The organism is Bifidobacterium sp. M3-N-101 (assembly GCF_023656805.1).
GTDB classification, from domain to species: Bacteria; Actinomycetota; Actinomycetes; order Actinomycetales; family Bifidobacteriaceae; genus Bifidobacterium; species Bifidobacterium breve.
In genome coordinates this window covers 69508-94052 of record NZ_JAMOKQ010000004.1, presented here as the reverse complement: position 1 = coordinate 94052, position 24545 = coordinate 69508, and the positions used below count along the sequence as shown (strand labels likewise).

Genomic DNA, 24545 nt, shown 5'->3' with positions numbered 1-24545 from the left:
TAATGGGGTGCATTCCGAAGACAGTCATCTCACCAGTCGTGTACGCCGCCGATTGTCGTGGCGCCCGCTTGCGGCGCTACTGGCTGTTGCGGCCATTATCGCCGGCATGGAGTGCATCGTTTTCAACCTGCCATTCTGGCGCACGCTGGGGGCCAGCACCGACACCAACGCCGTGCATAACACCTTGGGCCCGGGCCTGGTGCGCACCGATGACGATATGCTGACCGTCACCGATCCGACCAAGGCATATCTCGAACTGGCCGCAGACGGCACTTCAGCATATCTGCGCATCGACTCCCCCTCGCACGACACCATCGATGCGGTTCACGAACAGGCCGAGGCCGAATCACGGGCCAATGGGGACAAGGCGGTGTTCAAGCCACTGGACACCATCCATGTGCGCGTGGATGTGAACGGCAGTACCGGCCAAGCCATTTCGATGAATCCCGGCACCTCACGCAGCCATTATGTCAAAGCTGTGGGTGCAGGCACCGTACGCATCTGGATCCAGGAGGAACGCGGCGCAATTGTGCCGATCACCGACGCACGCGCGAACGTGCACGTGCCTTTTGCCATCGATTGGATCCGCGTCGCGGCAATGGCCGCGCTGGCGTTGCTGGTCGCCATATGGAGGCCCGGCTCTCGATTGTGGCGTATCACGTTTGATCCCTCCAGCACACGCCAGCGGCTGGCGTTCGCGGCCATTGCGGCGATTCCGACACTGGCCATCGGCGCTTCCATCATCTGGCAGCTCACGCATGCCATGCCGCTCGCCTTCCATACCGCAGGCGGCTACACCTATGACTTCGACCAGTACGGTCATGTGGCCGATTCCCTAATCGCAGGCCGCCCATGGCTAGACCTTGACGTACCCGGCCAACTGGCCCAAAGCACTCACCCCTATGATGTGCCGACTCGTCTCAAACTGTTGGAGGATGGGGTCAGCCCGATGTATTGGGATTACGCCTATTACGAAGGCCACTGGTACTCCTACTTCGGCGTGCTGCCTGCCGTGCTGCTGTTCGTGCCGTATCGTCTGATTACCGGGCAAATGTTGCCGACCGCCGCAGCCGAACAGTTCCTGGTGCTGCTGTTCATCATCTTCTTCTCCCTGCTCGTACTGCGTGTGATTCACCGCGTGATGCCAAAAACATCATTGGCCGCCGCCTCGCTCATCACCGTCAGTGCGCTGCTCGGGGCGCAAGTGGGCTATCTGGCTTACCGCACCAACTTCTACCAAGTGCCCTTCGCCGCTTCTCTGGCGTTGACTTCACTGGGATTATGGTTCTGGCTGGGTGCGGATACATCCAGTCGCCCACTAATACCGTCCGACCGCTGGCAAGCCGGCGACGCACAGCCACTGTCTTTGCCGCGACTGGCCGTCGGCGCCCTATGCATCGCGGCGAACTTCGGTTGCCGGCCGACCTTTGCGCTCACGGCCCTGCTGGCCATCGCCCTGTTCTGGCCGCAGATCCGCGCTATGATCAGCGATCTTGCGCATCGACGCATTACCATGCTCAAAGCGTTGCGCGCGCCGCTTGCCATGGTGATACCTGCATTGGTTGTGGTCATTCCGCTGATGTTGTGGAACAAAGTGCGCTTCGGCAGTCTGATCGACTTCGGCAACGCCTACCAATTCACCGTCTCTGACATGACCCGTTATGCCACCCCAATTGCCGACATGCCGGCCACCGTCTGGTATTACCTGTTCCTGCCGGTGCGATTTGTACGAAACTTCCCGTGGTTGGCGGTCTCCCCCGCGCCAATGCCGGTTTGGGGCTATTACGAGGTGATGGTCGGCGCACTGTTCACCGCCACGCCGCTGATGCTGCTTGCATTAGTGCTGCCGTTCCTGCATAAGCTGGAGATGCATGGCATGCGTCGTTGGCTCATGTCTTGTCTGGCTCTGGCCGGCGTACTGATGGTGTTCGACAGTTATGTGGGCGGTCTGGGCTGGCGATATTTGGCTGATTTCGGCTGGCTGGTGGCGCTCGCTTCGATTCCGGGACTGCTGTGGCTGGTCAACGGCCGAGAGCCCAGCACCTCGTTGGCCGGCGCGAACGACGCCGCATCCGGCGACGGCATCGCCCGTGTCACTCCATGGCGTTGGCTGATGCGATGGACCGTACTCATCATGCTGATCTGGACGTTGGCCGTCGCCATACTAGGGTGCTTTGCTCCCGCCCGCGATGACGCCATGCTGACGAATAATGCCGCGCTGTGGCACCAGGTTCAGTCCTGGTTTACGCTGCTGTAGCCAGGCCACGGTCGCACCCTACCGGCCGTCCAGTATATTCCCAGTATTGCAGGCAGTTTTCTCCAAGACCCGCGGCATAGTGTATGTGATGTAATTCACCGTTGTTCATCTGTAGTACCATGAGGATTCCCTGTGTCTACTGCCGTCCGAAGTCGTGTTTTCAAAATATCCGCAGCGGCCATCGCCATTGGCCTATGCCTGTTCTCGCAGGATGATGTCAGCGCCTCCATCAAGGAACGTCGTGTAGAGCGGCTCAACGCGCAAATCGAAAGCGTGTACACCACTGAATATCAGCAGATGATGGATGACGAGATGGCTGACGAGCGCGATGCCAAGGAGCGCACGGTCGACAACATCTGAACCAAGACGAACCCGTATGGCACGAACACCTACCGCGTCTACCAGTACGGCTTCCGCGGCTTCTATTTCGCGTAGCGGCATCGGCCTGCGACCGAGCGACACACCCTTGGCTCCCCTCTCTGAGGGGAGCTGTCACCGCAGGTGACTGAGGGGAGCATTACCGCTTGGAGGCCTCGTACTTGCGTCGAATCAGATCCTCATAAAACGCCACGGCTGCGGCCGGCGCGTCATCGCACACGACCGCGTGCTCGTCCAGTACGAGTACGCGGTCGATTGCGTATTCGGGCCGGCGAATCATATCCGTGTCATGCGTGGCGAAGATGACCTGCTTGTTGTAGCTGAACAATGCCTTGGCCACGTGTGCGGTGCCAATCTCATCCAAACCCTTGCTGGGCTCGTCAGCCACGATTGCACTGGGCTCAAAGCTCAATGCGGCGGCAATGGCCAGCAGATGTCGTTTCTCCGAGTCAAGCTCGCTGGCCTTGGCCTTGGAGACCTGTGCCAGATTGAAATGCGCGAACAGATTGCCGATGCGCGCATGGCGTTCGGACTCCGGCACCTTGTGCTTTTTCAGTGCTTCGGACACCGCTTCGGAGATATTCGCGGCCCGGTAGAAGCTGTTCGGAATCTCCTCGCGACGCACTTTACCGACAAGGTCGTCAATGCGCTTCAGGTCTTTTTTCACGGCTGGGTTCAGTTGTTCGCTGCCGCCGGACACCATAACCGTGCCGATATTGGCTTTAAGAGAGCCATCGAGCAATCCCAACAATGTGGATTTGCCAGCTCCATTCAGGCCGATCACAGCCACGCGCTGTTCGCTGATGGTCAGCATGGTGGGCGCAAGGCCAACATGCCCATCATCATAGGTATGGCCGGCTTCTTTCAAGGTGAACGTCAGCGAAGCCGGGCGCGGCAGCTCTTTGGACTGAAAAAAGAATCCCATGCCGCCCATTATGCCAGCAACGCCTCCACAGTGGCGAGCACGGCGCAAATGCCTTGTCTAAACACTTCCGGCTCAGGCAGCAGCGAAACCGCCAAATAGCCGTTGGAGGTCATATCAAAGAAATATCCAGGCTGTCCGGTCAGGCCATGCTCGGCGATGAGCTTCAGCACCATCTCGTTCTCGTCAATCACGGACGGCACGCGCAGCAGCACGTTCCAGCCGCCCTCGGCTCGCAGCACGCTGACCAACCCATTCGGGTCCGCATCCAGCAGCTCGTGCAAAATCGCGAGATTGCCGCGCACTCGTTCCTCCACACGCGCGGTTTGCTCAGTCGCGGCCTCCAACAGCGCCGGAATCCGCTGTGCGATGATGTCACTCATCGGCAGGTAATCGTCGGCTATGACATCAAGTCGGCGCTGGGCTTGCGCAACATCCTCGGCCGGCCCGGACACCTGAATCCACCCGACTTTGGCATGAGGCGCCGCCAGCATTTTGGAGAACCCGTCAAGCGCAAAAGTAAGCACACCCTGCTCTCCGGCCAAACGCGCGTTGCCGGCAAATGGCTCAAGGGCATAATCAAAGAACACTTCATCGGCAATAAGGGCGATGCCTCGCTCCCGGCACATCGTCACGATACGTTCCCGCTCGGCCGGCTTGACATAGGATCCGGTCGGATTATTCGGATTAATCAGTACCAATGCACGAATACGAGCGCCGCTCGGTCCGTCAAGCAATTGCTCCAGCTCGGCCACGTCAATGAACCAAGAGCCGTCGAACCGCAACTGGTATTCGACGGTATCCACGCATTCAAGCCGGGCGATCGACTCGATCAGCGGGTATCCCGGCTTGGGGGCCAGCACTGCATCTCCGGCATCACATAACAATTTGATCAGCCATGAGTATGCCTCGGATGTGGAGCTCAACACATACAATTGCTCCGGCTTCACGCCCCTGCTGGCGGTATTCGCTGATGCGTTCATCTGGGAGCGGTCCGCATTGGCTTCGTTCAGGAATGCAGCCAGAGCTTCACGAACCGCGTACGATCCGCGCGGATCGGCCGTATATACGTTCGGCACCAGTGCGGGAGCCAGTCCATGCCGCGTCGGATTGGAATCATTGAGCTTGCCCAACGCAGTACCGTTTGCCCTGGCCGCAGCCTCGGCGGTCGCAATCGGATTCGGATCGGAAATATCCACTCGGGAGGAGAAATGCACGCTCATATCTCCCTACGATAGAGCGTGGCAACCCCGACCCTTGCCGCGGTTCGAGACCAAAGCAGCATGCTTGCGCTTCCAGCCATACGGCTATACTGGTGAGTCGTTCGCGCGGTTGGTGGCAGCAACCGTGCCGATATCATTTGGAATACACGCCCTCGCTTATGCGCGTGGCGTACGGTTTGATGTTTCGCGCGGGCTCCTCACCTTTCCGCTTTACGATGCATCAGACCTTGAGCGCATTATGCGCAGAAGGCAAGGTGACATGAAGATGAGGATTGAAGTCAAGAAGGGTCTGGTCAGGATGGTGGCCGTGTTGGGAGCCGCCACGCTCGGACTGTCCGTTGCGGCATGCGGCAACGCCAACACCGCCGATTCCAGCAATTCCAGTACACCCACCGTTTCGTTCATGCTTGATTGGACGCCGAACACGAACCATATCGGCCTGTACGTGGCCCAGAAGCTCGGCTACTTCAAGGACGCAGGAGTCAACGTGAAGATTCTGCCGACCGCTCAGGCCGGCGCGGAAACCAGTGTGGAGAACGGTGTGGCAAACGTCGGTTTCACCACGCTGAGCAATGTGGCCGCATTCAACTCGCAAGGCTCCGATCTGAAATTCGTCTTTGATCTGACGCAAAAGCCCGTGGCCCGCTGGTGCGCATTGGCCTCCCGTACCGACATCAAGACGCCGGCAGACCTGTCCGGCAAAACCTTCGTGAGCTTCGGCTCGGCAGAGCAGAACGCCGTGGTGCGTGAGATGATTAAGGATGCAGGCGGCACCGGCGAATTCAAGACCGCCACCGCCGGCACGAACACCTTCGAGACCCTTACTAGCGGCAAGGGTGACTTCGGCGGCTTCTACGTGACTTGGGAGGGTGTGGAAAGCGAGCTGAACGGCCCGGCGCTCAACTGCTTCGTTGCCTCCGATTGGGGCGTTCCCGGCAACCCGGACCAGCTCGGCTTTGCGGTCAAGGGCTCTTGGCTTAAGGATTCCGCCAACGCCGACGCATTGAAGAAGTTCCTCTCCGCCACCAAGAAGGGCTACGACTACGCCCTGTCCAACCCGGACAAGGCCGCCGATATTCTCGTGGCACAGGCCAAGGAAGCCCAGCTGGATTCCAAGCTGACCCGTACCTCGATGGAAGAGATCGTCAAGAACGGCTACTGGACCACCGATGATGCCAAGTCGCTGCCCGGCACCGTGAACTTCGATGACGCCCAGCCTTACCTTGACTTCCAGTACAAGGCCGGCACCTACCAGGACAAGGACGGCAAGAACCCCAAGCAGGCTCCGCAGGCCAAGGAACTCGCCACTAACGACTACGTGGACTGAGCGACTGTAGGGAGGCCGGCTCCCCTCATTCTTGAGGGGAGCCATTTATATATTTCGAAGGCAAATAATGAACAATCTCAAGTCGTGGTTGGTGCGTATAGCGCCACCGGCCATTACCATCGGTCTTTTGCTGGTGGTGTGGGAGGCGGCCGTACGCGCGGGACATGTCTCGGAACGTGTACTTGCTTCCCCCACCCAGATCATCGCCTCCATGGTGCGCACTTGGCCGGATTTGATGGATGCCGCCGCCATCACCACATATGAGGCTCTCACTGGATTTGCCATCGCCATCGTAGCGGGCGTGCTCATTGGCATCGGGCTGTACCTATCCAAAACCCTGCACCGTGCGTTCTATCCGCTGCTGGTGGCCGCACAGACCATTCCATTGATTACCGTGGCTCCGTTGTTCATGATTTGGTTCGGATTCGAGCCACTGGGCAAAATCGTTATTGTCGCCGTGTTCGGCGTATTTCCCATCGCCGTGCAGACCGCCCGTGGACTGACCGCCGTGCCGCAATTTTACGAAGATGTGGCACTGACCTGCGGAGCCACACGTGCATGGGCACTCTGGCACGTTAAGCTGCGTGTAGCCGCACGCCAGATCTTTGGCGGCATTCGCATCTCGGCCGCCTACATTTTCGGAACGGCGGCCACCGCCGAATATCTGGGCGCAATGAACGGCCTGGGCATTTGGCTGCAAGCTGCGTTCAATTCGTTCCGCACTCCGCTGATCTTCTCCGCCACTGTAGTGGTGATCGCCGAAACCGCAATACTGCTAGGGCTGATTTCACTGGTCGAATGGCTGCTGCTCGGCAATGGAGCCGACGCGGATATCAGCGAGTAGCTCGTTCCTTACTTCACGTCCCCAGCAATTAGGACCGGCTTCGCCGGACTCAACACGCCGAGCCGCACACTACCGCGCCCGGCTCGGCGGCGTGAAAGAACAGCCCGCAGGGCTGTTCTTTACTTCACGCCGCCGAATCGACGATCGCGGTGAATGTAGTTATCAATGGCGCGCCAGAGCACCTCACGGCCGCAGTCAGGGAACAGTTCAGGTACAAAGTCCAGCTCGGCGTACGCGGCCTGCCACGGCAGGAAGTTGGAGGTACGCTGCTCGCCGGAAGTGCGAATCACCAAGTCGCAATCAGGGATATCCGGATTATAGAGATGATCGGCAACCATCTTCTCGGTGACGCGGTCTCCGGAAATTCGGCCGTCACGCACCTCTCGTGCAATGGCTGCACAGGCATCGGTAATCTCGGCACGACCACCATAGTTGATGCAGAACACCACATCGATGACCTTGTTGTTCTTGGTGCGTTCCATTGCCACTTCAAGCTCGTCAATCACCGACTTCCACAGCTTCGGACGGCGGCCCGACCAGCGCACACGCACGCCCCATTCATCCATCTGCGCCACTCGGCGATGGATAATCTCGCGGGAGAAGCCCATCAGGAAACGCACCTCTTGCGGCGATCGTTTCCAGTTTTCAGTGGAGAACGTATACAGGCTTAGATAGCGCACACCGGCCTCTATGGCACCGGCAATGGTGTCGAACACCACCGGCTCAGCCGCTTGATGGCCATTGGTGCGGATCATGCCGCGCTGCTTGGCCCAACGGCCATTGCCGTCCATAATCACACCCACATGCCGGGGCACTTTGTTTTTGGGGAAATCAGGGATACGGGAGGGGTCGCTGAACGGAGCTGCGGGGATGTCCAACGACGTGTAATCAACGTTCTCAAAAGCCATACTCATGAATCTATCAAGCGCAGCGAACGAATCGGCCGTTCGAGGTAATACTCCCCCCAATCTTCAACCAACTCTTGCACAATACGCTCCAATGGCGCGTTATCAAGCACCGACCAGTCGCCTCGAATCAGGGCATCAAGCTGACTCAATACAAGCGGCGCGATACGTCGGGCATCGGTGGTGTGGTCGGCCTCGCACATCACACCGCCTGACACGATGGAGAAGTAACGGCGCTCGGGCTTGCCGCACACCACGCAAGTGGCGAGACGCGGCGTCCAGCCGGCCAGCGCCAGGGCCCTCATCACGTAGGACTCGCTGATGGTCTGCGATGCATGAGCATGTTTGGCGAGCGCATTCAATGCACCGATAAGCAGCCGATACTGGTTTGGCAATTGCTCATGCTCGGTGCTGACGAGCTTATCAATGGTCTCCACAATGACGTTGGCAGCCTCGTACGCCGCATAATCGGCAGCTATTGCGGCACCATACGAAGCGACGGATTCAGCTTGTGAAACGACGTCCAGCGAACGGCCCTCAGCAATAAGCAGATCCACGCGCATGAACGGTTCAAGGCGTGCCCCGAACCGTGATTTAGTACGTCGTACGCCTTTGGCCACGGCTCGAATCTTGCCATGCTCGCGCGTCAGCAGGGTGATGATGCGGTCGGCCTCACCCAGTTTGGCGGTTCTCAGCACCACGCCTTCATCTCGGTACAGCGGCATCATCCCTCCTTTCGCAACGTTTGCGCCATATGTCAGTAAACGAACAGACCCCAGAACGCGAAGAACAACAACACGTTCAGCATAGTGAACGCCACCAGCCAGAACAGTACGCGGCCAAGTCGAGTGGAGGCGAGCACCGGTTCGGCACCGGTGACGATATTACGAACCGCCTCGCGCCTGGGCGGCAACTGGATAAGGCCACGATGCCAGGCCACCTCTATAAGCCTCATGAACACGCGAGACCATGCCCAGACCACCAGCACAGACACCACTTGGATCACCGGCCAGCTCCAATACATCACCCCGGGCGTTTCCGTGGGCGCGCCACCCCAGGCAAGTTTGACCACGCCCATAATCACTTGGCCTAGTCCGGCAAAAAAGATCAGCATCGCGGCCAGCGTGGTAAGGGTAAGCGTCAGCAACGATCCGCCGAAACCATGGGCGAAACCCAATACCACGGGCTTGGCAGGCAGGAGCATGCCAGCCCGCTTTGCCTCCCTCCGATTGCGCCGCCACTGTGCGTTCAACGCGATCTTGCGGCCAAGCGCTACCAATCCCAATATCGTTGAGGCCATAAGCAGCAGCACAACGGCGACATGCACGATCACGCCGTATATGGTTCCCACCCGACGGGCTTTCAACGCTCCCGGCAACCCAATCGACTGGTACAGGCCAGCGCCGGCCACGCGTTCACTGGTTTGCGTATAGCCTGCCGTGGTACCTACCGCCCAGTCGATCAGGTCATTCACATAGGCATCCGCGAATGGAGTTCCAGCCTCCGACTCGTCCCCCAAGCGGAGCACGTGGTTGGCCACGGGATAACTGCGTACGGTCACATCCCAGTTGTTGGCCTGGTGCGCGTTGTGCAGAATCGCGCGCACACCATCGACCTGTGCGGTCATCACATCCTTCGACCCATAGGCCACAAAAGTGGGAACGGCGTAGGCGGCAGGTTTGAGCGTATCAAGATCGAAATTCGTCAGCGAGAACAAATCGGTGTCCGCGCTGAACACACGCTGGACAATGGACTGATAGCCATCATTCGCACCGGCAAGCGTAAAGTCCTGGGTGACGAAGAAGCCCAACGACTGGCGTGGGCTGAATACCATCGGACTCAAGAGAATCTGGAAAGCGACATCCGGGTCATCCTGCAGCAGGTATGAGGATATCCAAGTGGATTCGGACGTGGCGTAAATGCCGACCTTGGCATTGTCGACGTTCTCGAGCTGCCGCAAATATGCAATCACCTGATCATAGGCTTTGGCGGAGGCCATGTAGTCGCGGTTGACGTCGGTGGTGTTCCAAACTGGTTTATCGAGTACTGCGGTCACAAAACCGGCTGAAGCCATGTCGGAGGCCACATCGCCAAATGAGTTATCACAAGTGCCGTAACCGGCACCGTGCATGAACACCACACCCGGTCGTTTGCCGGCAGCTCCCTGCGGCTCGCGAATAAGCACCTTGATGGTCTGCACGCCGTTCTTGTTGGCCTTGCCGCGCACTCCGGTCTCTTGAGTCAGGTTGCCGTCGCTGGTCATATTCAGGGTGATATACCGTTCACTGACCTGATAGGTGCCTTTACTGGGCAATGCTTCGCCGGTCGGATTGGCAAAAGTGACGTCCGTATCATCGGTAAGCGTGGCCATGGATTGGCCGGTGGGCTCGATATTCCATGGCACGGTAGTGAGATTGGAGATAGAGACCAGCACGCCCATCAGCATGATGAAGATGGGCAGACTGACCATGAGCCGGTGGAGGCTGGTCCACGGCTTGGCCTTCACGGTCAGACGCTGCTCTTCTTGTGGCACGAAAGGTTATTGTAGCCGTTCCACGGTAATTATGCCGTGGGGCGCATTCAGCGATTGGGATGCTGAATGGGAACCACCACCGGACCGGTGGCGTTGACGGGAACCAGGCCATCGGCCTCCATTTGGGCGGCGATTTCCTGCGCCTTGGTAAGCAACGTGTCTACGATCTGGTCTTCGGGCACGGTCTCGATGACCTTGCCCTTGATGAAGATCTGTCCCTTGCCGTTGCCGGAAGCCACGCCGAGGTCGGCCTCGCGGGCTTCGCCGGGGCCGTTGACGATGCAACCCATAACGGCCACGCGAATCGGAGCGGTCACGTCCTTCAGCCCCTCGGTCACGGCCGAGGCAAGCTGAATCACATCCACCTGGGCTCGTCCGCAGCTCGGGCAGGAGATAATGTCAAACTTGCGCGGGCGCAATCCCATGTATTCAAGGAGCTTGCAGCCCACCTTGACCTCTTCGACCGGCGGGGCGGACAGCGAGACGCGAATCGTATCTCCGATGCCTTCGGCGAGTAGTGCGCCGAACGCCAGGCAGGATTTGATGGTGCCCTGCCAGGCCGGACCGGCTTCGGTGACGCCGAGGTGCAGCGGCCAGTCACCCTTGGAGGCAAGCAGACGATAGGTTTCGACCATGGTGATCACGTCATGGTGCTTGACGGAAATCTTGAAATCATGGAAGCCGACGTCCTCGAACATGTGAGCTTCCTTCAATGCGGAGGCCACCAATGCTTCAGGAGTGGGGCCGCCGTATTTGGCGTAGAGTTCCTTGTCCAACGAACCGGCATTCACACCGATACGCAGAGAGATGCCGGCATCAGTGGCTGCTTTGCAGATCGAGGGGCCGACTTCATTGAATTTACGGATGTTGCCGGGGTTCACGCGTACGGCTGCGCAGCCGGCATCGATGGCCTGGAACACGTACTTGGACTGGAAGTGAATATCCGCGATGATCGGCACCGGCGACTTCCTGCAGATCTCCGGCAATGCGTCGGCATCGTCCTGACTCGGCACAGCCACGCGCACGATATCGCAACCAGCTGCGGTCAGCTCGGCAATCTGCTGCAATGTGGCAGGAACATTGGCCGTAAGCGTGTTGGTCATCGACTGCACGGAGATGGGGGCTCCCCCACCGACCGGCACCGAGCCGACCATGATGCGGTGAGACTTGCGACGCGGGTGCAGCGGCGATTCGCTGGTCAATTCGACCGGATTACCGGTTTTGCGGAACGGTTTTTCGGCAGATTTTTCCGTATTCAAGGTATTCATCATTGTTTGTTTATCAAATCATCGGCACGGTGACGAGCTTCAAGCTCAATCTGTCCCATTTCCTCCACGTCCGTGAACAGCGGGTTGCCACGCAGTTCGGCATCCATCTGGTCGAGCACGGCCTTCACCGTGTCCACGATGCCAAGGTACGGCAGACGATGGTCGAGGAAGGCGTGCACGGCCTGCTCATTGGCCGCGTTGAGCACGGCCGTATGCTTTTCGGATGCACCCAGGCAATGGCGGGCGAGCTGGACGGCGGGGAACGCCTCATTATCCAGCGGCTCGAACGTCCAGGTTGCAGCCTGCGTCCAGTCACATGCGGCAGCCACATTGTCCATGCGGTCAGGCGCGGACAAGCCGAGCGCGATGGGCAGGCGCATGTCCGGCGGCGAAGACTGGCAGATAGTGGCGCCATCCACGAATTCGACCATGGAATGGACAATGGATTGCGGGTGCACCGTTACGTCAATACGGTCCGGCGGCACATCGAACAGTCGGGAAGCCTCAATAACCTCGAGTCCCTTGTTCATCAGGGTCGAGGAGTTGATGGTCACAACCGGACCCATGTTCCACGTCGGATGATGCAACGCCTGCTCAGGTGTGATATTCGCCATATCGGCACGTTTCCAGCCTCGGAACGGACCACCGGAAGCAGTGACCACCAACTTGGAGACCTCGGCATGGGTGCCGGAACGCAACGACTGCCAGATGGCGGAATGTTCGGAGTCAACCGGATTGATCTGATCGTCGCGCACTTGCGCGCTGAACAGCAGATGACCGCCGGCAACCACTGATTCTTTATTGGCCAGGGCAAGCTGCGAATCGGCTTTCAGCGCGGCGATGGACGGCTCGAGACCAATGGAACCGGTGATGCCGTTCAATACGACGTTCGCGCCGGAACCGGCCAATGCGATCACGGCATCCGGCCCACCGGTCACGCGGGTGTCGCGGGCACCGGCCTGCTGCAACGCCTCTTTCAGTGCCGGAATCTTGGTGCTGTCGAATACCGCGACTTCCGGTACACGGAATTGTGCGGCCTGACGAGCCAGCAATTCGATATGAGCGCCGCCAACGGCCAAACCCGTGACAGTGAAACGCTCAGGATGGCGTGCAATGACATCAAGGCCTTGTGTGCCGATGGATCCGGTAGATCCAAGAATTACGACGGTGGAGTTGGAGACTACGCTCACTGTTCCTTCTTCGTATCATCATGATCCAGCGTCGGGAAAGACAGATCCGGGATGCTTGAATTGAAATCATCGCTGGTTGGGAACAGCGAGGGGAACGGCATGTCGGAAATCTGTTCCGGACGCTTTGTCTCGGCATCCTTGCTGGGCTGGGCTGCCGGCTTCGGTGTGCTCACGGGCTCGGCCGGCACATCATCAGAATGGTCGGCAACCGGAATCGGAACGGATCCGGTGGTGCGCACCGGCTTGTTGGCCGGCGCAAAGGAGACCGGCATGGTCTCAGGCGCAGGCTGGTGACGCGTCTGCGCGTGCGGCGGCTCCGGTGCTGCAGGGGCTTCGCTCGGCGCTGCAGGAGCGGCGGATGCGGCAGTAACCGGTGCGGCAGCCGGAGTAACAGGAGCCGGCATATCGTTCAATTTCAGTTCTTCCGGCGTGCCCAGACTCGGCATCTTGGGTTCAAAAGACGGCACGCTCACCGCAGGGATATCCTGTGAGGCTTGCGCCATATGGGCCAAGGCGGCCAGCGAGGAATCGCTCTCAGCCGTCGGAGGGACCGCAGGAGATGCCGGGGTCACCGGAGCTGCCGGAGCCACAGGAACCGCAGGAACCGCCGGAGTAGACGGGGCCGCGGGGGCAGATTTTGCTCCGAACGACGGTGCATCGGAGACCACAGGCTGCGGTGCTGCGGACGAAGCAGGTGCGTATGACGCCGGCTGATATGCCGCTGGAGCAGACGCGTTATCGGCCTGCTCAGCTGCAGGACGAGCCACAAACAGATTCTGTTCGGCCTGATGCAAAGCATCGAACGCATCATCAGAGGCGGCGGCCTGAGGTGCGAAACGTGCGTCGGCAGCCGGGCGCTGTGCATTGGCAGCGAACAGTGGCGAAACGGCTTCCGCCGGGGCTGCCACCGCTGCTGCGGGAGCCGGGGCCGCAGCAGCGGCTGGCTCGTTGGCGGAAGCGCCACCGACTCGAGCGTAGGACTCAATACGACTGAGCAACTGGACGCACGCGTTTAGGAAATAGTCGACCTGACGCTCGTCATAGCCCTTCTTGCCCTTGCGCTGGGTGAAGATGACATTGCTCACCGAAACGGCGTTGAGATCAGCCAAGTCACGGACATCGTCTTCGGTGACACCGTCGACGCCGAGGGATGCAGCGGCTTTATCCACAATCTGATCGGTAAGACGGTCGACCTGCTTCTTGTCATACGACGGCTGCTTGGCCTCACCGGGCTTGAAGCGCTCGCCCTGCTCACGTTCCACATGCTCGAGAATCTGCTGGTACAGGTTCTCAGTCTGTGCCTTCCACGTCACACGACCATGCTGGGCGATCTCCCATGCGGTCTGCTTGTCGACCACCGCACGCTCGAGACGATTAAGCGCTGCGTCGACCTGAGCAATCACATAGCCGTCCTTGGTCAGGTCGAACGACACCGACTGAATATCACGCTGGGTAAGTCTGATTCCCTCACTGTCGTACAAAGCGTGGGCCCGCTCTAGAAAAGCGTCGACCTGAGCGGGATCATATCCCCACTTACGCTTGCCTGCGCGTGCAATGCCTGCCTTGCCGTCCCCTTCGCGAAGTTCCTGCGCCATCGGCTAATCGACCTCCTGCTGGATAAACAAATCTGTCCACAACTGTACGTGATTGTTGCGACGCGCGCGTGTATTTAGGCGGAAATTCACAGTTTTTGGCCTTCTCGACACTGGTCGGCCTCATTTCGAAAGCGCAGTGAAAGTGGGCAATAAGGGACTCGAACCCCTGACATCCACCGTGTAAAGGTGGCGCTCTAACCAACTGAGCTAATTGCCCGCGAGTATCAACAATAGCGTAAGGACGGCACAGCCGTCACTTGCACACGCCGGACGCCGCAATCATGACCTTTCGCCAAGGCCATGGCTTCCGCCCGTCGTTCCGATTCAGCGGCCCTTGCCGAAAGCGCGCAGACGGATACCATTCCAGTCCGGGCTGACAGTCAGCGGAGTGGCGGCGTTCATGCCTGCGGTCTGGGCGGCGGACTGCACGGTGGAAGAGCTGGCGGCTCCCGGACGACCGGGCTTCGGCGTCAACACCCACAATGGGCCGTCATTGCCGAGCACCGCGTAGGCATCGACGATGGTATCGGACAGTTCGTCCTCGTCGTCGCCATCGCGCCACCACAGAATGACACCATCCACGGCGGAGTCATAATCCTCGTCTACAAGCTCCTCACCCGTGAGCTCCTCGATCTTGGCGCGTACGGAGTCGTCCACGTCGTCGTCCCAGAGCCACTCCTGGACGATGTCGCCGGGCTTGAAACCAAATTCTTCAGCGTTCTGCGATGCCGTTTGATTCACAGGGGCTACATTAGCAAGTCATGGCGAACAAATACGTTAACGCGACCAAAAATCTCGCTTTGTGACCGTTTCACCGCAAAATTCCAAGCGCTCACGCCGTGCAATGCGGCAAGTCGTCGGCCTGTCCTTTACCGATGGCCACCAGTGCCCGATAGGCCTCGTCCAAGGTGGCGACCTTGACATCGCGCAGCCCGTCGGGCACATGGCCTGCCACCGCGCTGCAATTATCCGCAGGAGCCAAGAACCATGTGGCACCGTCGCGTTTGGCTCCAACCATCTTCAGCTGAATGCCGCCGATTTTGCCGACATTGCCCTTCTTGTCGATAGTGCCCGTGCCGGCGATGGTCTTGCCGCCACTTTCACTCTCGGGAGTCAGCTTGTCGATAAGGCCCAGCGTGTACATCATGCCGGCGGACGGCCCGCCGATGCTATCCACATGCATCGTCACCTTGGCATGGGCGAGCGATGCGGCATCAATGCCCAACTCATCGGCGTGTGCTTTGGCATACGCCAATCCCACTTCGCTGGCCGAGGACTGGGAACCGGCCATGTCCTTGTCGACCGTCTTCTGATATTCGTCGGCCGTCTGCCCCACTGGCACCGTCGCTTCCCTTGGCATGATCTCCATCTTCGGGTTCGCCCATGCCCACACGGCCTGTGCATTGATAATCGTGTAGCCGGGCACGCCGGAAGCGTTGACCGTGGTCAACAGCAATGAGCCGGAATCTTGGTACGTGGAAACGCCTTTGCCGGATACATCAATGACTGCGCCGTCCTCGACGCTACCGAGCACATTCTGGGTCGGCCCCGGCCCCTCGATGACATACGGGCTGGGCAGCAGTAGTATCACCACACCGAGCAATACGGCAAACGCGCCGATGAAATGACGCGGAGAACGAGCCGCCAGGTATCGCCTCACCCTCTGCGCGGCGCGCGAAAAACGCGATTGTCCGGTTTCCTTGGATGAGTTGGAAGATGACGCGGCCGAATCATCGTGTTCTGGATGGGCTTCCATAGCGGCCAAAGACCCGGATTGCCGATTCGTGTGACGTACAGACATATGCAACAGTGTATGCGAGTGACCGAAATGAACACACAACACACATATTCCTCGGCCTCCAGCGAACGGGCGCGGGCACAACCTACACTTGGGATAACACACCGCGGCAAAGAAGGATACGCATGGACGACAACGCGATTCACGAATGGCTGATCAAGTGCTTCGGCCCGATTCAGGGAGAAATGGCTTGGCAACAGATCGGCCAGCTGCCAGAGGAGATTCGCGCGCAGATGATGAGCCAGGATCCGAGCCGTCTGCCAGATCCTGCGGAAGTCCAGCAGATGATGGCAGCGTTCAGTGCCGGCGGCCTGAACACCATGGGCGATATGCAGCGCACGGTCGAAGAGGGACCGATCAACGTCAAGCTCGCCAAATCAATCGCATTGCAGCAGGCCAACGCTTCCGGCTCTCAGCCCAGCGTGTCCGCAGTGGACGGTGAAGCCGCTCGACGTGCTATGAGCGAGGCGAATCTGTGGCTGGACACGGCATGCGAGTTCGATCCCGCTCCCGGAGAGCCCGATGTGCTCACCCGCGCCGGATGGGTGGAAGGCACCATCGACCAATGGGCCAAATTCGCCGCTCCCGTGGCCGAGTCGATGAACGACGCTTTGGCCTCGGTGATTTCCGAGCGCCTCGGCGGCATGCTTGGCAACGGCGAAGTGGCCGGCATGTTCGCAGGCCCAGTGCCGATTCCGATTCCTGACGGCATGAAGGATCCCGGCCAACTCATGAAATTGCTGGGCAACACGTCCTTTGCCATGCAGCTGGGTCATGCGGCTGGCAATCTGAGCCATGAAGTGCATGGCAGCTTCGATCAGGGCATCTCTCTGCTGAAGAACCCTGCCGGTGGCCTGATAGCCCAGAACGCCACCGAATACGCCAAATTGCTGAATGGCGAGGCACCTGCGGAAGCCACTGACGAGACAAGTGAAACAACCAATCCCATTGGCTTCACTTCGGCCGCAACCAGTGCTGGCACGATTGACAATTCCGATTCGAGCGAAACCAGCACAACCGTCGAGTCCTCGGATGACGCAAACGCCGCAGACACCGCCGCATTCGAGGAAGCATTCGCCGGATTCGACTCCAACGATAAGATTCCCGAGTCCGAGGTGCTGTCTTTCCTTGCGCTGCAGGAAATGGCCCATGCCCGCCTCTATGCTTCGGTTCCTTGGCTGATGCCCCGGTTTGAAGCACTCATCGGCAAGTATGCGCGTGGCATCTCCATTGATTTGGATGCCATGGAAGAACAACTGCGCGATGCCACTTCCATGGATCCTGAATCGATTTCCGGAGCGGTGAATCTCACCAAAGTAGGCATCCCCGATACGCCTGAACAGCGTGAAGCGCTGGCATCGTTGGAATCATTGCTGGCCATGGTTGAAGGCTGGGTGGATTGCGTGGTGTGGCGTGCCGGCATGGCTCACCTTCCGCATATCGAGCAGCTGCGCGAAATGATGCGCCGCGAGCGTGCAATGGGAGGCCCAGCGGAACGCACTTTCGAGAGCCTGCTCGGCCTGCAACTACGCCCTAAGCGCATGCGTGAAGCCGCCGGCCTGTGGGAGATGATCACGGTGGCCGAGGGGCCGGACGGACGTGATGCCAAATGGTCGCACCCGGATTTGCTGCCGGCCTTGCCTGGTGACAAGCCCGCGGATGGCGTTGCGACCGAATCGAGTGATTCGTCTCAATCCTCCGTCAATGCCGGTAGCTCTACTTCGCACCCTGCAGCGGATGGCAAGACCGACAACATCGACTGGGATGCCGAACTGTCCAAACTGCTCGGCGAAGATGGCAACGACGGCCCGGATACCCCGGACCAGCCCGACAATCCTCAACAGCCGAACGAGTGACGGCATCGCCATCGCTTAGGGCACATTATTTACACCGAGCGAGCCGAAGAAAAGCTGCTTGAAGCAATGTTCACAAGAAGCGGGAAGGGCGGCGCTGCTGCGCCCCATACCCATCCTTGGTCCGCGCATATGACAGATGCAGCGAGTCCTCGGCTCGTGTGACGCCCACGTACATAAGCCGTCGCTCCTCTTCCAACGTCTCCCCCGGTTCCGGTGACCCGTACGGCAATAGCCCTTCGGAGCAGCCTACCAGAAAGACGTGTTTGAATTCCAGACCTTTGGCCGCATGGATGGTGGAAATCATGACGCCGGGGTCGGTGCTCTGCTGGCTGCCTGTGGCGTCCAATCCCATGGCTTCCAACAGGGCCCTGCGTGTCGTGGCATCATCCGCGAGCGACGAAGACTGCCATCCGGAATCCTTACGCACGCGGAATTTCAGCCTTGCCGCGCGCAATGCCGCACCGAAAACCGGCTGCTGCGCGTTGATGCGCGTCAGAATCGCGCAATCGGAGGGCTTCGCACCCTGTGCAACAAGTCGTGCGATGCGAGCCGCCACACCTTGTGCTTCCAGGTCATCGGTGTCATAGGCCGTTCGGCTGATGCGCACCCCCTTCTCCCTGGCGGAAACCAGCTTCAAATAATCCTCACGATTGGGGGCCGCGGCAAGCACCCGATTGGCGAGACCCACCACTTCAGGAGTCGAACGGTAGTCGGTGTTGAGGTTGATGTCTGCAGACAGAGGGCCGAACTCATCGGCGAACTGCAACAGATGCCAGCTGGATGCACCCGCGAACGAGTAGATGGTCTGCGCAGGGTCGCCGACCACACATACATTGCGGTTCATAGCGGCCTTGCCATTCGGCCCGTCTCCCCCAAGCCATAAGTTCAGCAAACGATGCTGCAGCGGAGAAACATCCTGATACTCATCAACGGTGAGCCAGCCGATGGAGGAACGAATCTGCGCCGCCGCTTCGGGAAAATCATCCATGATGTGGCATACCAGCAGCAGGATGTCGTCAAAATCGATTTCTCCTCGCGATGTTTTCTCTTGCTCATACGCATCATAGATAGCGGCGAATCGAGCGGCATCGAACCCTGCGGGCGGCTGACGATTGGCCTCTACGCTGATACGCGCGTAATCATCGATGGGTACCAGAGAAATTTTGGCCCAATTGATTTCAGCCAGTACATCGCGCACGGTCAGTGCATCAATATCTCGTACAGCGGTAGCACGAGTGATGGCACGAGATACGGTGTCACGCTGATTTTCGATGAGATGCGGGAATGGTGCTTCACAGACATCGGCCCACACACTGTTGAGCTGGCGCAATGCCGCAGAGTGAAAAGTAGCGGCGGTAACACCGGATGTACCGCCTTGCAGCCCCAGCTGCTCAAGTCGAGCACGCATTTCGGCAGCGGCTTTCACCGAAAACGTAACGGCCAGCACCCGCTCGGGCTTCCATGCTCCCGTCGCGCAGGCATAGGCGATGCGTCGCGTAACGGTACGGGTCTTGCCCGCGCCTGCACCGGCGATGATGCGCACCGGGCCATTCAGCGTAGTCGCCGCCCGGCGCTGCTGCTCATCGAGCCCTTCAAGAATCTGCTGCGCTTGTTCCATGACCTCCATTGTGGCACGAAACCGAAAACCAGTGCGAAAACTACGTCATGAAGAGCCGGACATGTATTAGTGTGGAAGAGTGATGAAACGTAGCAACTATATGCTGGCAGCGCTTACCTCGGCTGTCCTGCCGAATCTGGTCATCGCGGGCGTGCGCGGAAGCACGCAGCCCAGCGCAACCGATGAGGGCAAGGGCATCGATCAGGCAGTGGTGCAGGATGCCTCAGGCAAACTGTATGACGTATATGCCACTGACACCAAAGAGGGACGCGCTCGTCTGACACGGCGTGTGCAAGCGGCTCAGACGCTTGCCTTGGCCCGCGAGCCGGGTGGCCTTGGATTCGATTTGGATCATGTCATTGCATTCACTCCCGGCGACGAGCCTCAGATCGGGCAGACGACGACCACGCAGTCCGCTGATCAGCCCGAGGCTCAGAGCGCCCGTAAGCCCGGCCCGACAGGGGAAACTGCAGTGATGATTGCAGTTCACCGCGAGGGACAGGCGCGCTCGCTTGACCTGCTTACTCTTGATGACTGCGCTTCGGTCGGCACTGCATTGGGTGCTATTCATCGCCTGCCAACGGCATTTCTCTCGGCCGCCAAATATCCGGTGTTCACCACTGGCCAGATTCGTTCGCAACTGACCGCCTGGATTAAGCGTCTGCGCTCGGCAGGACATGTGCCGCAGGAAATCACCAATAGTTGGGCGCGAATCATAGAGACCGAGGGACTGTGGTCGTTCTCCACGTGCATGGTGCATGGCGGCTTCTCAGACGGCGACTTCCTGTTCTCGGGTTCGGCTATTACTGCCGTGACCAATTGGCAGGATATGCAGGTCAATGATCCTGCGCGCGATCTTGCCTGGATTTTCGGCAAACTTGACGAATCCCACCGCAATGCGGTGCTTTCCGCATACGGCCGCATGATGGGCTCTCGCCTTGATGACCTGATCATGCTGCGTGCCAACCTATGGTTGCAGATGGAGCAGGTCGGCGACTTTATCCAAGCATTGAATCGTGCGGATAATAATCGCATCATGCAGTTTAAGGCTCAGGTTGAGCGTCTCGCTCATCAGCTGGGCGTTATCAGCCGTGATACTACGCCGTCTACGGCCGCTCCGGCCGCTGGCGCAACCGCCAAGTCCGCTTCCCCATCCACCATTACCGTCGGCACTTTGCTGCGGGAGGATGACCGCCGCTACGCCGAGGATGACGATACTACCAACGAAACCACGGAACCGTCCGACGAAACCCCCGATCCGGATCGTACCGGCTCGGCCGAGGTCGTTGCCGTGGGAGAAGCAGACGTGACCCCGGCTGTGCCTGCCGCCGCTGAGGATAACGATCAAACCGCCGGCAGTCCGGTGACCGGCACTGGCTCAACCAAGCCGCAGCCCGCCAATGCCGAGCAAGGTGACGACGCGGTAACCATCACGCTCAAAGAGCTCATTGAGATGAACGATCAGCAGGCGGCGTCGGCACCTTCCGCCAACGTGGAGGATGCCGGCAAGGGCGAGGCTGATGACGATACCAATGATCGCCTGTCGCAGTCTGGTGCTGAGACCACGGTTATTCCCTTGCTTGAGCGCGAGGAAAGGGCGTTGCGTGACGCTCGCGCAGGACTGGCTGGGTACGATGACGAGGGCAATCCCTTGCATGACGGTCAGGACGACACACCTTCACGTGGAGTTCCGGAAACCACGCCGAGCGCGTAACCGGTCATCTCATGCCGACGTTACGCGGCACAATAGAACCAACGGATATGGCTGGAAACAGCCAACAATCAACCGCCCGGCGACGGGCACCAACGAGGAGCATTCATGGACATCGAACTGGGCATCCAAAACGTGGCACGACCGGTGAACTTCAGTACCGAGGAATCGGCCGAGAGCGTCGGCAAGGCTATCGCACAGGCCGTAGCCAACGACGAAACCATCAATCTGACCGATGATAAGGGTCGTCACATCATCGTGCCCGCCAAGGCACTGGGCTATGCCATCATCGGTTCCGAGACCAAGCACGCCGTCGGTTTCGGCGCTCTGTGACGATACGGATTGTTCAAGGGCTTACAGCAAGCCTCCGCGAGAGCGGAGGCTTTGTGCTATCGGTATAACGGCAGCGCGCCGCGTCGGACGATTTCGGCCACGGTGGCCTCATCGGTCAGGTTCTCTCCCAACAGATTCGGTTTGCCCTTACCATGCCAGTCCGATCCGCCTGTGACCAGCAAATGGTAACGTGCGCAAATGCCCAGCAATCGTTCGCGTTGTTCGGGAAGGTTGCCACGATGCCACACTTCCAGGCCATCCAGCCCTTCCGCAATCAACTCTTCAATCTGCTCATCAGAAAGCAGTCTCCGGTTTCGGCTCAAATCACCGGCATGAGCAATCAGAATCACACCGTCAGCCCCCTTCACGGCAGCAACCACCTCGCGCGCGGTCGGCGACGGCGTGGGAATGTAATATTTGGAGGACGCGCTGACCGCATCGGCAAACGCCTCAGAACGATTTTGATACACCCCGGCGGCAACCAGCGCATCGGCGATATGCGGGCGTCCTATAGTGGTGTTCCCGCCTTCCTTGACCTGGGCGAGCACGGACTCCCATGAAATCGGAAGGTCCTTGGACATAAGTTCCACCATACGTTGCGTACGCCGCAATCGTGCCTGGCGAGTACGCGCGAACAGATCCACGATGCATTGATCCGTGGGATCATATTGGAATCCGAGCATATGCACGGAAACACCGTCATCGGTGGCCGTGATTTCAGCGCCGCGCAGTAGCGGCAGCCCTACCTTGCGTGCCGCGGCCTCGGCCTGAGGCCAACCGGCAGTAGTGTCATGATCGGAAATGGATACACCTTTAAGCCCCACAGCCTTGGATTGCTCGGCCAACACAGCCGGCGTCTCCGTGCCGTCGGAGAAGGCGGTGTGGCAATGGATGTCCCACCCGGTTGTGGGCGGTTCCATAGGCATCACGTATCCAGTCATACTGTCCATCGTAACCTCATTTCGCCCCTCCCATGTCTGCAACTCGATTCGCTACCAGGCAAAACCGAACATTCTCTTCCTATCTGACAACCACAGCGGTTAATCTTGAGCGCAGTACCCACACCGGAGGATTCCATGACGCACACGAACAGCACAAACGGCGCACGTAACGATACCAGTACTGCCTCAATTCCCCGGCTCACTGGCTGGAGGCACAGCGCCACATGGACTTATCTCATCATGCTGATTGCTTCGGCAGTGGCATTGGGAGCCTCGTTCATACTTTCGGCCGAGACGCTACAGCTGGCACGCCATCCTGAGTCCTCATTGGGATGTGATGTAAATGCCGTGGTCTCCTGTTCCACGGTGGCTCAATCATGGCAGGCGGAACTCGTGAAATTCGGCGGGCTCTCCTATCCGAATGCGTTCTTCGGCATCGCCGCCGAATCAGTGTTCATTACCATTGCCGTGATTGGTATGGCGCGCGTGCGCGTGCCGCGATGGTTTGCCACTTGCACATGGTTTGGCGGCTTGGCAGCATTGGCCTACTCATACTGGTTGAGCACGCAGTCGCTGTTCGTGATTCACGCGCTATGCCCGTGGTGCCTGACGCTGATGTTCTCCACCACCATCCAGTTCATGGCGTTGAGCCACGCAACCGTGGCCGTGCAGGGATTGCCGTCTCGCAAGGTCACTGACGAAGAGAACGGCATCGCTTCCGATATGCCGCAGATACCGGCCGGGTTGAACAAGTATTACCGCCTCAACATCGACCTTATGGTTGACGTGCTGTGGATTGTGGCGATTGTGGTGCTGATTATCGTCACCGAGGGCGCAGCACTGTTCGCCGCATAAGCAGCTAATAACGACGTATCTCTCCCTCCATCAGCCTCACGGCTGGCGCTTCTCTCACCAGAGGGAGGTCAGGAACGGAGCAAATCGATATCGGCAACCAGCGTGGCCGAGCCGGTGAGTTTGACGTCCTCGTCGGTCACGTCCACTCGCAGAGTGCCGCCGCGCACGGTGATGTCCCAGTGTGAGATGCCGGTCTTGGCGCGTAGCACAATGCCTGTGGCGCACAAGCCCGTACCGCAGGAGAGGGTCTCTCCGCAGCCTCGTTCGTTGACACGCATCGTCGCCTCACCCACTGCGGTGTTGTGGTCGATATCATCAATACGCACGAATTCCACGTTCTGATCGGATTCGATAGTTGGGTTAACCACCGGCTTGGTGACCAAATCCAGATCCTCGACCACTGGCAGCGTGGAGAAGGCATCTTCAATCACCGCCACCACATGCGGGTTGCCCATGTCGACGAACGTGCCACGTGCCGAGCCATCGTTGCCGGGAATAGTGACTTCATAGGCGTCGGTCTCGCCGATTTTCCACTCCCCCATTTCCACCTGGAACACATTGGCACCATACGGCTTCACGTTGCCACGAGGGGTCAGAATCTTGACGCCGGCTCGGGTTCCAAGGCGGAACGGCTCGGTGGAGTCAGCCACGCCCTCACGCTGGGCGAATAAAGTGATGGCGCGTGTGCCGTTGCCGCACATCTCAGCCAACGACCCGTCTGCATTGCGATAGTCCATGAACCATTCAGCGTCACCTGCTTGCACAGCCATGATTTGCTCATCGCTCAGATCAGACACGAACTCAGGCTTGGTCAGGCGAATCAGTCCATCGCTGCCGATGCCGAAATGACGGTCGCACAGGAACCGTATCTCATCGGCAGTGGGCTCGAAATCGCCGGTTTTGTCGAGGTACACCACGAAATCATTGCCGGTTGCGTGTGTCTTAGTTACTCGTTGCGGAAGACTCATGGCTTTCAGAGTACTCTAGGGAA

General features: G+C 59.1%; 21 protein-coding genes and 1 tRNA gene. 8 read left to right on the top strand and 14 right to left on the bottom strand.

From position 1 onward, the window contains the following. Positions 1-7 precede the first annotated feature (7 nt). Both NBH12_RS04055 and NBH12_RS04050 read left to right on the top strand, forming a co-directional pair. The gene (locus NBH12_RS04055; RefSeq protein WP_502801746.1) at positions 8-2257 is read left to right on the top strand and encodes a hypothetical protein; all 2250 of its coding nucleotides are present in this window, start codon (positions 8-10) and stop codon (positions 2255-2257) included. Between the two features lie 132 nt (positions 2258-2389). Further along, positions 2390-2617, top strand: a complete 228-nt coding sequence (locus NBH12_RS04050) for a hypothetical protein (RefSeq protein ID WP_250819197.1) — start codon at positions 2390-2392, stop codon at positions 2615-2617. A 157-nt stretch (positions 2618-2774) separates the two neighbouring features. Here the strand turns inward: NBH12_RS04050 and NBH12_RS04045 are convergent, their stop codons facing one another. Both NBH12_RS04045 and NBH12_RS04040 read right to left on the bottom strand, forming a co-directional pair. After that, a complete protein-coding gene (locus NBH12_RS04045) occupies positions 2775-3560 on the bottom strand; it encodes an ATP-binding cassette domain-containing protein (protein WP_025221370.1) in 786 nt (261 codons plus the stop codon). Positions 3561-3568: 8 nt separating this feature from the next. Continuing rightward, a complete protein-coding gene (locus NBH12_RS04040) occupies positions 3569-4780 on the bottom strand; it encodes a pyridoxal phosphate-dependent aminotransferase (RefSeq protein WP_250819196.1) in 1212 nt (403 codons plus the stop codon). A gap of 259 nt (positions 4781-5039) precedes the next feature. On the opposite strand from NBH12_RS04040, the gene NBH12_RS04035 reads away from it, so the two are divergent. Together NBH12_RS04035 and NBH12_RS04030 are read left to right on the top strand one after the other, a co-directional pair. Then, positions 5040-6107, top strand: a complete 1068-nt coding sequence (locus NBH12_RS04035) for an ABC transporter substrate-binding protein (protein ID WP_016462411.1) — start codon at positions 5040-5042, stop codon at positions 6105-6107. Between the two features lie 67 nt (positions 6108-6174). Continuing rightward, a complete protein-coding gene (locus tag NBH12_RS04030; protein ID WP_014483950.1) occupies positions 6175-6951 on the top strand; it encodes an ABC transporter permease in 777 nt (258 codons plus the stop codon). Positions 6952-7070: 119 nt separating this feature from the next. On the opposite strand, the gene NBH12_RS04025 is transcribed toward NBH12_RS04030, so the two are convergent. The 9 genes from NBH12_RS04025 to NBH12_RS03985 form a co-directional block, all read right to left on the bottom strand. After that, positions 7071-7859, bottom strand: a complete 789-nt coding sequence (locus NBH12_RS04025; RefSeq protein WP_032739512.1) for an isoprenyl transferase — start codon at positions 7857-7859, stop codon at positions 7071-7073. Positions 7860-7861: 2 nt separating this feature from the next. Next, positions 7862-8581: a DNA repair protein RecO gene (gene recO / locus NBH12_RS04020; RefSeq protein WP_032739514.1), complete on the bottom strand. Its 720-nt coding sequence runs from the start codon at positions 8579-8581 to the stop codon at positions 7862-7864. A gap of 32 nt (positions 8582-8613) precedes the next feature. Next, entirely contained in the window at positions 8614-10389 is a 1776-nt protein-coding gene (locus NBH12_RS04015; RefSeq protein ID WP_003832573.1) for an alpha/beta hydrolase family protein, read from the bottom strand. 47 nt (positions 10390-10436) lie between these two features. Further along, positions 10437-11660 carry a flavodoxin-dependent (E)-4-hydroxy-3-methylbut-2-enyl-diphosphate synthase gene (ispG, locus tag NBH12_RS04010; RefSeq protein ID WP_003828740.1) on the bottom strand — a complete coding sequence of 408 codons (1224 nt, stop codon included), beginning with the start codon at positions 11658-11660 and terminating at the stop codon, positions 10437-10439. After that, positions 11657-12847 (bottom strand): 1-deoxy-D-xylulose-5-phosphate reductoisomerase, encoded by a 1191-nt coding sequence (dxr, locus tag NBH12_RS04005; protein WP_003832574.1) that lies wholly within the window; start codon positions 12845-12847, stop codon positions 11657-11659. The genes ispG and dxr overlap by 4 nt, the downstream gene beginning before the upstream one ends. After that, positions 12844-14442 carry a DivIVA domain-containing protein gene (locus NBH12_RS04000; protein ID WP_106628711.1) on the bottom strand — a complete coding sequence of 533 codons (1599 nt, stop codon included), beginning with the start codon at positions 14440-14442 and terminating at the stop codon, positions 12844-12846. The genes dxr and NBH12_RS04000 overlap by 4 nt, the downstream gene beginning before the upstream one ends. 143 nt (positions 14443-14585) lie before the next feature. Next, positions 14586-14659, bottom strand: a tRNA-Val gene (locus NBH12_RS03995). Between the two features lie 107 nt (positions 14660-14766). Then, positions 14767-15183: a DUF3052 domain-containing protein gene (locus NBH12_RS03990; RefSeq protein WP_003828737.1), complete on the bottom strand. Its 417-nt coding sequence runs from the start codon at positions 15181-15183 to the stop codon at positions 14767-14769. A 91-nt stretch (positions 15184-15274) separates the two neighbouring features. Continuing rightward, positions 15275-16198, bottom strand: a complete 924-nt coding sequence (locus tag NBH12_RS03985; protein ID WP_003828735.1) for a S16 family serine protease — start codon at positions 16196-16198, stop codon at positions 15275-15277. Positions 16199-16365: 167 nt separating this feature from the next. On the opposite strand from NBH12_RS03985, the gene NBH12_RS03980 reads away from it, so the two are divergent. Then, on the top strand, positions 16366-18096 hold the full coding sequence (locus tag NBH12_RS03980) for a zinc-dependent metalloprotease (RefSeq protein WP_003832577.1): 1731 nt from the start codon (positions 16366-16368) through the stop codon (positions 18094-18096). Positions 18097-18166: 70 nt separating this feature from the next. Here NBH12_RS03980 and NBH12_RS03975 read toward each other — a convergent pair whose 3' ends face one another. Next, positions 18167-19714: an ATP-dependent helicase gene (locus NBH12_RS03975; protein WP_019727936.1), complete on the bottom strand. Its 1548-nt coding sequence runs from the start codon at positions 19712-19714 to the stop codon at positions 18167-18169. 82 nt (positions 19715-19796) lie between these two features. Here NBH12_RS03975 and NBH12_RS03970 point away from each other — a divergent pair, with 82 nt between their 5' ends. Together NBH12_RS03970 and NBH12_RS03965 are read left to right on the top strand one after the other, a co-directional pair. Further along, entirely contained in the window at positions 19797-21428 is a 1632-nt protein-coding gene (locus NBH12_RS03970) for a phosphotransferase (RefSeq protein ID WP_003832579.1), read from the top strand. A 105-nt stretch (positions 21429-21533) separates the two neighbouring features. Further along, on the top strand, positions 21534-21758 hold the full coding sequence (locus tag NBH12_RS03965; protein WP_003832582.1) for a DUF3107 domain-containing protein: 225 nt from the start codon (positions 21534-21536) through the stop codon (positions 21756-21758). Positions 21759-21814: 56 nt separating this feature from the next. On the opposite strand, the gene NBH12_RS03960 is transcribed toward NBH12_RS03965, so the two are convergent. Further along, the gene (locus NBH12_RS03960; protein WP_250819195.1) at positions 21815-22708 is read right to left on the bottom strand and encodes a PHP domain-containing protein; all 894 of its coding nucleotides are present in this window, start codon (positions 22706-22708) and stop codon (positions 21815-21817) included. Between the two features lie 126 nt (positions 22709-22834). Between NBH12_RS03960 and NBH12_RS03955 the strand changes: the two genes are divergently transcribed. Further along, positions 22835-23554 carry a vitamin K epoxide reductase family protein gene (locus tag NBH12_RS03955; protein ID WP_014483960.1) on the top strand — a complete coding sequence of 240 codons (720 nt, stop codon included), beginning with the start codon at positions 22835-22837 and terminating at the stop codon, positions 23552-23554. A 68-nt stretch (positions 23555-23622) separates the two neighbouring features. On the opposite strand, the gene dapF is transcribed toward NBH12_RS03955, so the two are convergent. After that, positions 23623-24522 (bottom strand): diaminopimelate epimerase, encoded by a 900-nt coding sequence (gene dapF, locus NBH12_RS03950; protein WP_065453649.1) that lies wholly within the window; start codon positions 24520-24522, stop codon positions 23623-23625. Positions 24523-24545 lie beyond the last annotated feature (23 nt).

Excerpts from the sequence above, each read along its gene's own strand:
- NBH12_RS04045 (WP_025221370.1), bottom strand. The coding sequence starts at position 3,560 with ATGGGATTCTTTTTTCAGTCCAAAGAGCTGCCGCGCCCGGCTTCGCTG.
- NBH12_RS04040 (WP_250819196.1), bottom strand. The coding sequence starts at position 4,780 with ATGAGCGTGCATTTCTCCTCCCGAGTGGATATTTCCGATCCGAATCCG.
- NBH12_RS04035 (WP_016462411.1), top strand. The coding sequence starts at position 5,040 with ATGAAGATGAGGATTGAAGTCAAGAAGGGTCTGGTCAGGATGGTGGCC.
- NBH12_RS04030 (WP_014483950.1), top strand. The coding sequence starts at position 6,175 with ATGAACAATCTCAAGTCGTGGTTGGTGCGTATAGCGCCACCGGCCATT.
- NBH12_RS04025 (WP_032739512.1), bottom strand. The coding sequence starts at position 7,859 with ATGGCTTTTGAGAACGTTGATTACACGTCGTTGGACATCCCCGCAGCT.
- recO (WP_032739514.1), bottom strand. The coding sequence starts at position 8,581 with ATGCCGCTGTACCGAGATGAAGGCGTGGTGCTGAGAACCGCCAAACTG.
- ispG (WP_003828740.1), bottom strand. The coding sequence starts at position 11,660 with ATGATGAATACCTTGAATACGGAAAAATCTGCCGAAAAACCGTTCCGC.
- NBH12_RS04000 (WP_106628711.1), bottom strand. The coding sequence starts at position 14,442 with ATGGCGCAGGAACTTCGCGAAGGGGACGGCAAGGCAGGCATTGCACGC.
- NBH12_RS03985 (WP_003828735.1), bottom strand. The coding sequence starts at position 16,198 with ATGGAAGCCCATCCAGAACACGATGATTCGGCCGCGTCATCTTCCAAC.
- NBH12_RS03980 (WP_003832577.1), top strand. The coding sequence starts at position 16,366 with ATGGACGACAACGCGATTCACGAATGGCTGATCAAGTGCTTCGGCCCG.
- NBH12_RS03975 (WP_019727936.1), bottom strand. The coding sequence starts at position 19,714 with ATGGAACAAGCGCAGCAGATTCTTGAAGGGCTCGATGAGCAGCAGCGC.
- NBH12_RS03970 (WP_003832579.1), top strand. The coding sequence starts at position 19,797 with ATGAAACGTAGCAACTATATGCTGGCAGCGCTTACCTCGGCTGTCCTG.
- NBH12_RS03965 (WP_003832582.1), top strand. The coding sequence starts at position 21,534 with ATGGACATCGAACTGGGCATCCAAAACGTGGCACGACCGGTGAACTTC.
- NBH12_RS03960 (WP_250819195.1), bottom strand. The coding sequence starts at position 22,708 with ATGGACAGTATGACTGGATACGTGATGCCTATGGAACCGCCCACAACC.
- NBH12_RS03955 (WP_014483960.1), top strand. The coding sequence starts at position 22,835 with ATGACGCACACGAACAGCACAAACGGCGCACGTAACGATACCAGTACT.
- dapF (WP_065453649.1), bottom strand. The coding sequence starts at position 24,522 with ATGAGTCTTCCGCAACGAGTAACTAAGACACACGCAACCGGCAATGAT.